The 12,540-nt window shown below is 63.2% G+C and carries 10 protein-coding genes; 4 read left to right on the top strand and 6 right to left on the bottom strand.

The genetic code is table 11. The features are described from left to right. A partial coding sequence (locus tag VF515_04790; protein HEX7406953.1) for a hypothetical protein occupies positions 1–1,641 on the bottom strand: 1,641 nt, incomplete at its 3' end. Positions 1,642–2,190: 549 nt separating this feature from the next. Between VF515_04790 and VF515_04785 the strand changes: the two genes are divergently transcribed. Both VF515_04785 and VF515_04780 read left to right on the top strand, forming a co-directional pair. Then, positions 2,191–4,614: a CoA transferase gene (locus tag VF515_04785; protein HEX7406952.1), complete on the top strand. Its 2,424-nt coding sequence runs from the start codon at positions 2,191–2,193 to the stop codon at positions 4,612–4,614. Between the two features lie 17 nt (positions 4,615–4,631). Further along, on the top strand, positions 4,632–5,075 hold the full coding sequence (locus tag VF515_04780) for a universal stress protein (protein ID HEX7406951.1): 444 nt from the start codon (positions 4,632–4,634) through the stop codon (positions 5,073–5,075). On the opposite strand, the gene VF515_04775 is transcribed toward VF515_04780, so the two are convergent. Next, complete coding sequence (locus VF515_04775; protein HEX7406950.1) at positions 5,023–6,012, bottom strand: YihY/virulence factor BrkB family protein; 990 nt, start codon at positions 6,010–6,012, stop codon at positions 5,023–5,025. The genes VF515_04780 and VF515_04775 overlap by 53 nt on opposite strands. Then, a complete protein-coding gene (gene holA / locus VF515_04770) occupies positions 6,009–7,415 on the bottom strand; it encodes a DNA polymerase III subunit delta (GenBank protein HEX7406949.1) in 1,407 nt (468 codons plus the stop codon). Before holA ends, VF515_04775 begins: the two co-directional genes overlap by 4 nt. Positions 7,416–7,525: 110 nt before the next feature. Here holA and VF515_04765 point away from each other — a divergent pair, with 110 nt between their 5' ends. After that, positions 7,526–8,641: an alcohol dehydrogenase catalytic domain-containing protein gene (locus tag VF515_04765; protein HEX7406948.1), complete on the top strand. Its 1,116-nt coding sequence runs from the start codon at positions 7,526–7,528 to the stop codon at positions 8,639–8,641. Between the two features lie 4 nt (positions 8,642–8,645). Next, the gene (locus tag VF515_04760; GenBank protein HEX7406947.1) at positions 8,646–9,683 is read left to right on the top strand and encodes an alcohol dehydrogenase catalytic domain-containing protein; all 1,038 of its coding nucleotides are present in this window, start codon (positions 8,646–8,648) and stop codon (positions 9,681–9,683) included. Between the two features lie 110 nt (positions 9,684–9,793). On the opposite strand, the gene VF515_04755 is transcribed toward VF515_04760, so the two are convergent. The 3 genes from VF515_04755 to VF515_04745 form a co-directional block, all read right to left on the bottom strand. Continuing rightward, positions 9,794–10,051, bottom strand: a complete 258-nt coding sequence (locus VF515_04755) for an alanine-zipper protein (protein HEX7406946.1) — start codon at positions 10,049–10,051, stop codon at positions 9,794–9,796. 168 nt (positions 10,052–10,219) lie between these two features. Beyond that, positions 10,220–11,110 carry a FecR family protein gene (locus tag VF515_04750; protein HEX7406945.1) on the bottom strand — a complete coding sequence of 297 codons (891 nt, stop codon included), beginning with the start codon at positions 11,108–11,110 and terminating at the stop codon, positions 10,220–10,222. A gap of 10 nt (positions 11,111–11,120) precedes the next feature. Further along, positions 11,121–12,540, bottom strand: a 1,420-nt coding sequence (locus VF515_04745) for a tetratricopeptide repeat protein (GenBank protein HEX7406944.1), incomplete at its 5' end; no start/stop codon positions are given.

Below are 12,540 nucleotides of genomic sequence, written 5' to 3'. Positions count from 1 at the left end.
CGTTGCGCTGGGCGTTTGCGAGGCCGTGTTCGTCGCACTAGTCGTCGGCGTCACGGTCGGGGTACTGCTCGGGGTGGTGGTGGGGGTGACGGTCGGGCTGTAACTCGGCGTATTGCTCGGCGTCGCGGTGCTCGTGGGCGTCGCCGTCGAGGTTTCCGTCGGCGTACTAGTCGGTGTCGGAGTCTGAGTACGAGAAGGGGTGGTCGTAGGCATATTCGTCGGGGTGCTGGTCGGCCCGGCACCGCCGCAGGATGGAAACTTGAACGAGCCGATGCGCGTCTGCCAATTTCCGGCAGTACCGTTCGCCTGGCTGCTGTAGTACTCGTTCGTATACCAGAAGGTGCAATCGTCGCTGGGGTCGACACTCATCGCGCTGTAATCGCCCCAGCGATTGCAGGGTGCGCCGTTGCAGTTGTTGGTCTGGGAGCCGGCGCCGGCGATGAGCTGCGTCTCGCCTTGCGACAGCTGATCCAACGGATCGGTCGCCAGTCGCCCGGAGTACGCGATGCTCGGGAAGTTCGGACTCGTGGCGTTCGAGGTGCTGTAGCCGATCGCCACGTTGCCCGCGCTGTCGGCAGCGATGCTGCCCATCCAACGATAGAGGGTTGTGTCCGGCGCATAGATTTGCTGCTGGACCGGAGTTGTGGCAATCGTGCCGCCCGTGACATTGATCTGCGCCCACTGCTGCCCGACCGTGGAGGATGAGGTGCCCACATTGTGGACGACCCGCAGCGATTCGGCGCTGCCTACTTTGCGATATTGCACCTTTTGCATCAGCCGGTCGTCAATCGTATCGAGCGTGCTCGTGGTGTTCGGCTGAGGCACAATCGCGCCAGATACAAAAGAGTAAGATGTCTGGCTCACATTCGTTGCCGAGCTGAGGGTACCACCAGCGCCACAGTTGCTGCCCGGCGTGAATGTTCTCACCTCGAAGGCGTACGCGGTCTGCGATTCGGAGACAAAGTAATTCGGCGTGCCGGCTGGGGGCAGCGCGCTCGGCGAGCTGCCAAGCAGATTGCTCGGGATCATGGTGAAGGGGTCCGTCGTGTTGATGAAGCCCATCGACCATGTGAGTGCTGTGCCACTTTCCAGATCGCTGCGGCTAAACGAGGCATACTCCGCCCCCACGAAGCTGCCCTTCGGTTCCGTGAAGCCATTGGCCGCCATGTAAAGGCAGTCGGGCCAGATGCCAAATTTGGGATAATCGTTCATTGTACTGACGGAAGGCTTTCCCACGCCGCCTGGGTCCATGCGCAGGGCATACAGCCACCACCCGCCCGCAACCGGGTCGCTCGTCTTGGAAACCGCGAGGCACTCGTAGAACGGCGAGATCGGGGTGCTTCCAGCGGTGGCGAAGGCAAAGTGCGTGAGAATCCACCGGTCCGCCAGCGGATCGTACACCACAACGGAGTCGCCCTGAGAATTACCGTTGCAGGGATTCGCTCCACTACCGCTCCACAACTGATCCTCCGTGAACGAGGCAAGCAGGGTGCCGGTTTTGCTGTAGATGGCATAGGCGTCGTTGACCGCTTGGACATAATGGTTCCGACCCACGTCGCCGTTCGCGTCGGGAGGCCAGCCCGCGCCACACGGTTTGCCGGTACAGCTGTCGCCGAAACTCAGACCGGCGAAGTTTTGCACTGGGCTGGGCATCTGTGCCAAAGGGATAGACAATGGGACAGGGAGTGACTCGGAAGTGGCTGGTCGGCTCGGGGGTATCTTGGTGTTGCCTGGTCCCGGCAACAAGGGTCGATACACCTTGAGGCGGGCAGGCAGCCTGGGGAGGTTGCGCACGTCACCGCGAAACTCTTGGGGCGTGACCTTTTCCATCTCCTGTGTCGTGCCCTCGATGCCTCGCGCCGCGGCGGACGACGGCGAGGCAAGGGCAAGGAAGACAAGGACGACCGCGGCGAGGGCTGTACCAGCCGGCCTGAGTGGATGATGTTTCCCCTTCACTATCGAGTCTCGCCGAAATACAGGGGCCTCACCACCCCCCACGCGCCCCGTTCTACGTGGACGGCAGCTACCGCTATCACAGCCGGCAAGAGACCATCAACAACAAGTTGCTTGGGCGATGAAAATCCGTCCTGAAGACTGACAGGGACGCCGCTCTCACCCGGGCCAGATGAGCACGCCAATACTTCCTTGGCGCGTTGACTTAGCACGGAACCTCTTCTATCCCGGCAGCGTATGACCCAGTCGCCCGGCGGTCTCCGCGGTGTGCGCGTGTTGGATCTGGCGGACGAGTCTGGCGTTTATTGCGCCAAGCTTCTCGCCGACATGGGTGCCGATATCATCAAGGTCGAGCCACCGGGCGGTGTTGCGATGCGACGCATTGGGCCGTTCTTCAGCGGTGAGGAAGGAAAAGACGGCTCGTTGTTTTTCTGGCACTACAACACCAACAAACGGAGCATCACGCTCGATCTGAACGCTCCTGCGGACCGCGAGCGCTTCGTTCAGCTCGCTGCCACGGCGGATGTGATCGTCGAAACAGCGGCACCGGGCCACTTCGACAGTCTCAGGTTGGGCTACGCGGAGCTGGCTGCGCACAACCCGCGCCTGACGCTAGTCTCCATCACGCCGTTTGGGCAGACGGGCCCGTACCGCGATTTTCGCGGCTCTGACCTGATCGCACAGGCGCTCGGCGGTATGGTCTATGTGAACGGCTTTGCGCATGAGCCGCCGCTGCAAGGACTGGGACTGCAGGCGTATCACAGCGCCTCCACGTATGCCGCCATCGGCGCCATGCTGGCGCTGCTGGCGCGCGAGCGCACCGGGCGCGGGCAATGGATTGACGTCAGCGTGCAGGAATGCGTCGCGGCATCAATCGAACACGCCAGCAGCTTTTTCCATCAGAACGGCAGCATCGCCGAACGTCACGGCAGCCTGCACTGGACACACTACTTCCGGGTGGCCCGCTGCAAGGACGGCTACGTCACGCACTGTACGTTGTGTGACTGGACGTCGTTGGTCGAGTGGGCGAAGGCGGATGGCGGAGCGCAGGACCTCGTCGAGCCGGCCTGGGAAGATTTCAACTACCGGCGCGACCACTGTAATCATCTTTTCGACGTGCTCGACCAGTGGGTCAAACACTACGCCGTCGCCGACCTGGTCGAGGGCGCGCAACTCCGGCGCATCCCCTACGCCCCGGTGCTTGCACCGGAAACGTTGCCGCACAACCCGCAGCTTATCGAGCGCCGTTTCTTTGTCCCTGTGCAGCACGATGAACTGGGACAGACCCTCACCTACCCCGGCGCGCCATACGTGTTCAGCAAGACGCCTTGGTGTATCCGCCGACGCCCACCGCTATTAGGGGAGCACACCAACGACGTACTGGCGCAGATCGGAGCACAGCGCGGCGAACGCAGCACACCGGCTCAGGACTCAGCACTCAGGACCCAGGAATTCCCTCCCAGCGCTCTCCATGGCGTGCGGGTCATCGACTTCACGTGGGTCGTTGCCGGGCCGGTGGCAACACGTGTCCTCGCCGATCACGGCGCCGAGGTCATCAAGATCGAGCGGCGTGATGCCCTGGACTTCGGCTCGCGCCGCGGCGGTCTGACCGGCAATCTCAACCGCGGGAAGCAGAGCATCGTGATCAACATGAATACCCCGCCGGGGATTGAGCTAGCGCAACGACTCATCGCGACGGCCGACGTGGTAGTCGACAATTTCAGCGCACGCGTGATGCGGAACTGGGGACTGGATTACGAGAGCCTCCGTCGCCTGAAGCCGGACATCATCGCCCTCAACATGTCTGGATTCGGTCATACCGGACCGTACCGGGACTACGTCAGCTACGGTCCTACCTTGCAGGCGTTGTCCGGCTACACGCTGCTGATGCGCCATGCGGGCAGCGAGCCGGCCGGCTGGGGATTCTCGTACTCCGACATGGCTGCGGGCTACAGTGGCGCCCTGGCCGTTCTGACGGCCCTTTGGTATCGGCGCCGGACAGGCGAAGGTCAGTGCATCGATTTGTCCCAATTTGAAAACCTGACCGCCCTGCTCGGCTCCGGCCTGCTCGATATCCTGGTGCATCGCCGCTCTGCCGTGCCGATCGGCAACGCTTCTCAGGAAATGCCGGCAGCACCGCACGGCGTGTATCGCTGCGCCGATCTGCCGGGTGCTGGGCCGGCACGCGATCGCTGGTGTGCGATTGCCGTCTTCGACGAGGACGACTGGGCGCGCTTCCGGCGCGCCCTCGGCAATCCACTGTGGGCGGGCAACCACCGCTTCGCCACCGAGCGCGCACGCATCACCAACCGCATCGCGCTCGATGCCCACGTCGAGTCATGGACCAGGAACCGCACCGCGGAAGAAGTCATGGCTCATCTGCAAAGCGCAGGGGTGGCCGCCGGAGTAGTGGCGAACGCCGAAGACCTCTGTCGCCGAGATCAGCACTTGCAAGCCCGCGGTTACTGGGCAAGGATCGCCACGCCGGAAGGCGAGACCGTGGAATTCGATGGCGTGCCCTTCAAAATGTCCGAGACGCCGGGTCAAGTGCGTGGCCCGGGGCCGCTACTTGGCGAGCACACGGACTCGGTCCTGCAGAGCGTTCTCGGATTGAGTGCGGCGACGGTCGCAGAGCTGCGGGCCGCCGACATTATCGCCTGAGAAAAAGGAGAACGAGCATGCCACGCGAATTCAAGACGATTCTCTGCCCGACGGATTTTTCGGAGGCTTCGTATCGCGCCATCGAATACGGGGGACGTTTCGCGCGGGTTTCCGACGGAACCCTCCTTCTGGCGCACATCATCCACGTCCCTAGCGGCGAGCTGTATCAGCATGAACGACCGACCCTCACCTTCGACGAAGCGCGCAACCGGGCCCGCTCGTTGCTGGAGGACATCCGTCAGAAATGGACGGACGGATACTCGAAGTGCGAGTTCGTGGTGGATATCGGCGACCCTTACGAGCAACTGCTGGCAATCGCTACACAGCGCCACGTGGACCTGATTGTAACCGCGACGCACGGCCGCAGCGGCCTCGAACATCTGGTGATGGGAAGCGTCGCGGAGAAAATCATTCGGCACGCGCCGTGCCCGGTGTTTGTGGTGCGGCGCGGAACGACTTGAGCCGGGTTTCATGCTCCTCCTGGTGCACCCGACACACCTCGGCACCAAAGAGGATGATCGACCACGCGACGTAGACCCAGGCCAGCAAGATCGGCAGTTGCCACAGGGCGCCGTAGAAGGCGCTATAGCGCACCATTTTGATCACGAACGTGACGTAGCCCCATTGCGCAAACTGCCAGAGTGAGCCGGCGACTACCGCCCCGACAAGGGCCGAGCGCAGCCGGACCGGCCGATTCGGCAGCACGGTGTACAGCATCGTAAAGCTGACCCAGAGCAGCGCATACGGCGAGAGTCGCAGCACGAAGAGCACCGCGTCCCCGAGATAGAACTGCTCGAAAAAGGCCCAGGCCGTGGTGCCGCGGCGGAAGAACGTGGTGCCGGCCAAAGCTAGCAGCAGCATGACGGGCGCGGCCACCGCCACGCCCATGAACGCGCGCACCTTCCCCCACCACGGTCGGCCGGGAAGACCACCCCAAATGGTATTGAAGCAGAGCTCGGCATTTCCCAATATCCCAACAATCGCGAGTATCGCTCCGAGTAGACTGAGCATACCCACCGCATTCACGTTCGTGCGGTCGACGAAGCGGACGATCTGCAGCGACACTTCCGGTGAGCCGGCACCGATGGTGGTGACGATGAACGGCGTGAGCCACCGGTGCAGCCCGAGCCACTTGATGAATGAGAAGAGGACGATCAGCAGCGGCACCAGACCAATGAGCGTGTAGTACGCGAGTGCGGCCGCCCACTGGATGCAGCGGTCGCGTACGAAACTCATCACCGCCACCGGGAGCAGCAACAGGAGACCGACTACATCCGCAAGAAAGTCACCCTTCGCGAAGCGGAGGGTTGCCCTGATAGCGCCGGCAGCCTGGACTTTGGCCGAAGCCCAGGCTGCCGGCTCGACACGGCCTGCAACGGGGCGAAAGATGTTTCTCATGCGACCCGGGCACGTTGACGCGGCGCACTGTCCGTGCCGCACCAGTCCATGACAAAGGCCTCGAGCAGGATCGCCGGATCGCCCCGCGAGGATTTCAGCCGAATGTCGAGCTCCGACAACTGCCCGAGAGCGTCCCGCAAGGTGCGGGCACTGATGCGGGCCGCGTCCTGGAAGCGGCGATACAGGACAAAGGGGTGCGCGTTTCCGAAGACCTGGCGGGTATCGGCGTCCACCTGCGGAAGGATGCGCGCTTGAAAGACGTTGAACGATGTGTCCGGGCGCCACTTGCCACCCAGCGCCTCAGCCAGACACTCGCGGGCAACCAACAAGAGGCGCACCTCGCGTGCCACCATGGCCAGCAGCCGCAAGGGCGGCTCGCCCTGCTGGATCAGTCCCCGCAGCAGTGGCAGGGCCTCGGCTAACTGGCGACTCGCCAAAGCGGCGGTAAAATCGAAGATCCACGATTCGCCCATGTCGCGAAACACCGCGCGGACATCGTCCGCGGTGATCGCCGGCCGCTCGCCGACGTACAAGCACAGCTTCTCCAACTCCATCGCGAACACGGCGAGATCCGTACCGGCCCGCCGCAGGATGAGGTCCTGAGATCCGGGCGCCAGCCGTTTGTCAAATTGCGCCACGACCTCGCGCACCAGATCCTCCACGGTGTCCCGGCTCAAGGCACCGCTGCGCTCTCGCGCCGCACTGAAATCGACCACCCCACCAATTTCGCGCAGCCGTTTGCACACGCGCTTGCGCGCATCGATGGCCGACGCGGTGAACAACAGGACCGCTTGCGGCGACACGCCGGCGTCGAGGAATTCCAACAGCGCCGCGCTGTCGTCACCGTAGGCACTCACACCGAGGTCGCGCGCCAGACATGCAGCGTGCACCGCATCGAGCTGGGCCAGCTCTCCCGCCTCCAGATCCCCGCCGAACACCTCACGTACGCGGCTCTTGGCAACGCTCGACCAGCGGGTCTCGCGGAACTGCTCGTCCGACCATCCCGCAAGCGCGACCAACGTGAGCAGCTTGTCCGCTGCGTCGGGCTCGCGCCCCTCACCCCAGGCGCGGAACAGTGCGGCCGCGACGTCGGAGCGCTTTTCACCCGAGAGGAACAACGTGCTCTCGCGCACCCATACGACCTTTACGCCCGGGAAGAAGCCGGGTGTACGCAGGCTGTCGATCACTCGGCTCAGGGAAGTGGTTCGGCCATCGTAGATCTCCAGATTGAAGCTGCGGCGAGATTCGGGCACGAGCACATCGAGCAGCGCATGCGCCGGCGGCTTGGTTTCAAACGGCTCACCGGTGAAGAGATACACGGGCTTCTGTTGTCCAGCTGCAACGGCACGCAGCAACGCAGCGAATTCGGGATGTCGTTGTCCTACGGCCGAAGGTTCCCGCATTGAACGATTATGTATAGCGCGCCCGCTGCGGGAAGTCACCGTGGGCGGAGGGCATCATCGCCTTGCCGCCGGGCGAACCAGTCCGGTTATGGTGACGGCGTTCTGCGAACTTGATTGACAAGCCGGAGGCCCACATATACGGGTACGACATGCAGCAAGAAGCGTCCGCACTAGCGACGCGGACGGGGCGTTACCCGTTCATGCAGGCCCACGTCCTAGTGCGTCCAGGAGAGATTTCCCTCTGTGAAGTACCGCGGCCTCTCCCCGGCCCCGAAGAGGTGGTGGTTCGCATTCGCGCCGCCCTCACCTGCGGCACTGACCTGAAGGCCTTCCTGCGAGGCCATCCCAAGTTTCCCATGCCCACACCGTTCGGGCACGAGTTCGCTGGCGAGATCGCGGATCTGGGCTCACGCGTGCGCGGGTTTCGCGAAGGCGATCCGGTCATGGCGGTACCCACGGCCCCGTGCGGCCAGTGCTATTACTGCCAGCACGACCAGGAAAACCTCTGTGAAACGGTGATGGAAACCATGGTCCTTGGCGCCTATGCCGAGTACATCAAGTTGCCGGCGCGCATCGTCAAGGTCAACCTCTATCGCAAACCGGACAACGTGCCCTTTCCGGTGGCGGCGTTGCTCGAGCCGCTGGCTTGCGTGCTCCACGGCCTTGAATTCGTCACCTTGCGCCCGGACGACACCGTGGTGCTCGTCGGCGCCGGCGCCATCAGCCTGCTCCACCTGCTTGTGCTGCGGGCCATGGGGATCGAACGCGTCGCCGTCCTCGGGCGCCGGCCAAAGCGCGCCCAACACGCACGGCGGCTCGGTGCCGACCAAGTGTTCATCGGCGGACTCCCCGACGGCCGCGAGCAGGTACTCGACTACACGCACGGACGCGGGGCTGACGTGGTGATCGAATGCACCGGGCAAGTCGCGGTATGGGAAGCGGCGCCCGGGCTAGCGCGCCGGGGCGGCCAGGTCGTGCTGTTCGGCGGCTGTCCAAGTGGATCACAGAGCCGCTTCGATACGCAACGGCTGCACTATGATCAGTTGCGCATCATCAGTCCCTTTCATTTCACCCCGCGGGCTGTGCGCCGGGCCTATGAGTTGCTCACCAACGACAGTTTCAACGGGCAGGCGCTGATCACCGGCGCCTATCCGCTCCGGAGCCTGGAGCAAGCTTTACACGAACACCAGCGTGGAGACGGGATAAAGTTCGCCGTCGTTCCGTGAGGCGATGAAGGTTGCCCGAATCTACGATTACCTCGACGTCCGCGTCGAGGAGGCCCCCGTACCGCGTCCCGGGCCCCGGGAGGCGCTGGTCCGCACGCGCGCCTGCGGCATTTGTTCGGGTGACGTCGTGCCCTGGTACATCCGCAAGAAGGCCCCCCTGGTCTTTGGCCACGAGCCGGTGGGAGAAATCGTAGAAGTCGGCGCCGAGGTGACGCACCTGGGACCCGGCATGCGCGTTTTCGTGCATCACCATGCACCGTGCCTGAAGTGTCGTGCCTGCCGGCGCGGCGAGTTTGCGCAGTGCCCGACGTGGCGCGCCTCGCGCATCGTGCCTGGCGGAATGGCGGAGTACTTCTGCGTTCCCGAAACCAACCTGTTCGGCGACACGCTGCTGTTGCCCGACACGATCAGCGACGAAGATGGAGCGCTGGTGGAACCGACGGCCTGCGTGGTCAAATCATTGACCCGCGCCGGCCGCGTGGCGGAGGCGTCGATTCTCATCATCGGTCTCGGCGTCATGGGACAGTTGCACGTGGTGTTGGCAAAGCACCTGGGTGCACGCACCGTCATTGCCACCGATCTCGTGAACACCCGCTGCGAGCGGGCGCGCCAGCTCGGCGCCGATGTCGTTCTCGATGCCGCGGTTGGCAACCTCCCGCAACAAGTCGCCGGCGCCACCGGGGGCGAAGGGGCAGAAATCGTCATTGTTGGCCCGGCAACTATAGATGCGCTGGAGACCGGGCTCGCGTGTGTTGCGCGCGGCGGCACGGTGGTCCAATTCATGGGCACCCCGCCGGAAACCCGCCTGTCGTTATCGATGAACGATTTCTACTTCCGGGAAATCCGGCTGATTCCCAGCTACTCCTGTGGCCCGCTCGAGACTCGCGAAGCGCTCCGCTACATCGCCGACGGGATCGTGTCAGCGCATCAGGTCGTGACGCATCGGTTTCCACTGACTGCGGCCCCGGAGGCTTACCGCTTGGCGGCTGAAGATAAAACTGCGTTAAAGACGCTCGTCACCTTTGGCACCGTCTCACCGTAAGCACACCCATGCGTTCGGCGGCGTCAACGCACGGCTCAAGAAAGGCGGTAAACGCAAAAAAGGCGACCACGAAGGATCGCCCTTTTGCACGTTCTTGATCAGCCCGATTGCTACTTTTTCATGTGCTTGTGGAAAATTGCCTCGGCCTTCTGTGCTGCAGCCTCAGCGCGCTGCGCCGCATCGGCCGCGCCCCTTGCCGCCACCTCTGCTTTGTTAGCTGCGGCCTCCGCCTTGCTAGCTGCCGCCTCGACGCGCGCGGCCATACCATCCTCCGCGCCACTTTTCTTGGCGCAGCCAGCGGTCACGCCAGCCAGTAACACCAAGCCGACAAAACTTGCCGCAACCTGAGTCTTCATTCCAAACCGCATCGTGTCACCTCCTTCCAACCACTGGGATCGAACATCGCTTCAGTTCATTGCACAAAATTCCACACGCTGCAAGGTCTCCGCCTTATACTGTCGTAGTTCAGCGATTCTGTCCGCCTTATACACCAAAACAGGCTCAAGCACCACCGACTGTGACAACCCCGGTCACGCTCAATATAACTGAACTTTGACACCGCCGGTCGGCACTTGGTCCGGCGGCGTGCGTTCGAAATCCAGCAGCGGTTGGGTGTTGGTGCGAACGTCGGGGGATAGCCGGTCAACAAGGAACTCCTGCGGAGCTCCGACGACGATCTCCCCTGCGCCGGCCGGTGCAACACCGACGGGTACGTCCTGCACTGCGAGCAGACGCCCGGCCACAGCGGGGTGCTCGATGTTCAAACCATCCCGGTGGCCGGTACCGAGGATTTCCAGGCCAGCGACGTACTGCTGCACCTGCGTCGCATCGATCCGTTGCGCCGCCGTCGGGAAGCGACCCTTTGCGACCTGAGAGTGCAAGTGCGGCCCCACTTGCACGTTGCCGCCGAACGCACCCAGTGTCCCGACGACATCCAGTTCCCCAGAGAGGCACAGCACATCGGTGAGTTCCGGCCCGGGATCATAGACCGTTATGAACTCCGTCCCACGGACCCGGACGATGGCGGTGGGGGTTTCCACTTCGTAGCGGGCCCGCGCTTCATGATAGGACTCGCTCACCCAAGCTCGAATCTTCCCTTTGCTCAGGCGCAACAGCGATTGCAGTCGGCGAGTGGCCGGATCGAACACCTGGGTATCCAACAGTACTTCCGTGTTCGGCGCCACATCGAGAACCGACTCCTCTCGAAAGACGATCTTGGCTTGATCGGTCGCCCCGGTGCGCAGCCGGTCGCCGGCGAACACCGGCACTCCGATGCTGCCCGTCTGCCAGGCTCCAGCGCGCTGAATCTGCAGCGCTCCCACCATCGCCGCCACCGTTCCGGTTTCCGACTGCGCTTGCGCGCTGACGGCCAGACCGAGGGCGATGGCTAGCACGCCCAAGAGTCTGTTCATCACCTCGTGGTTCATCCGGCGCGCCTCAAAATGTCACCCGCACGCCACCCGATACAATATGGCGATCATACTCGAAGCTACGGATATTGGAGTTATTGAGGACACCCACGTATGCCAGCGTGAGCGCCACCTCGGGCGTGAGATCATGTGACAGCGCCACAGCGAACTGATGCTCGTTATCATGGCGGCGGAATTGGAACCCTTGCAACCCGGCACGACTGTTTGGCGACTGATAGTCTTCGAGGCGAAAGAGATAGCCGAGTTGGGCACTGGCCAGATCGAGAATCGGAACAGTAACGCCGACGTCCACTTGGTGCGCGTCGTATTTGAAATCGTTCCCGGTCGTGTCATCGGAATCGAACTGATAGCCGAAGCTCAAGATCCGCTCCGCACTCCCCAGGTTCAGATACTGCCGTAGACCGGCAGCGTTGTCGATGCCGTCACGCTCCGAACTGAATGGCTTGCGGAAGAATTCACGACCGCGAAGCGTGTAGTATACCTGGGTCGCGGCGGCGGGGCTTTCCGCCAGTGCGACCCAAGGCGTGGCCAACCCCTCATGAAAAAACGACTGGTAGTCGAGGGCATAGAAGTCGTACGTGCACGCCAGACCGTAGCGCAGCGCAGCCGGCTTGGAAGCCGCATCGACGCGCACGCGGTGCCCCTGCAGATCAAACTGGGTGAGGCGGAAATGCACGCTCTGGTACAAGTCATACTGCGCCCGTACAGATCCCGCATCACCGTCGAGCAGAACGTAACTCCCCCCGGCGGCAATCACCCCGCGGCCGTCGGCCTGGCGGCTGATGCCCTCCTCCGTCTTCACCTCTGAGTCCGACGGCGCAATCACCACATTACTGTCATATTGAAAATCAAGCGCCGCATATAACGACCACGGCTTCCTGTGCTTCTGTGCCAGTCCCGCCGGTGGTTGGCGCACCGCCGCGCCGCCCGCATACGCCTGAGCCGCCTTGCCCATCTCGGACTGCGGCTGTTCCCGCGCGGTCTCAGCCAGCTCGCCGCGCGCCGCCTCCGGCTTGCCTTGCCGCAGCAGCGCCAGGCCCGCATAGTAGTGCGCCGACGGCCGCAGATCCGGGTCGGCCTCGGCTTCTTTCAGGTATGTCTGAGCCGCCGCATCCTCGCCTAAACGATACAGCGTCAACCCCAAGAAGTATGCCGCCGTAAAGCGTTCTGTCCCTTGCTCATAGGCTCGCTCGATCCAGATTCTCGCAGGCGCGTACTGTCTGGCGTTGAAGTAGGCAATGCCGAGGTCCAAGGCCGCGTGCGGAAGCGTTGGATTCAGTTTCAGTGACTGGTCGATATCCTGGATCGCTGCCGCAAAAAGCCCCTCGTGCCCTTGTGCCAAGCCACGATAGTACAGCGCCAGCGCATCGCGAGGATCCGCCTGCACAGCCTCACCGAACAGCCGGGCAGCTTGAGCCCACTGAGCA

The organism is Candidatus Binatia bacterium, assembly GCA_036382395.1.
In the GTDB taxonomy this organism is placed as follows: domain Bacteria; phylum Desulfobacterota; class Binatia; order HRBIN30; family HRBIN30; genus JAGDMS01.
This window is presented reverse-complemented; position numbering and strand designations above follow the sequence as displayed.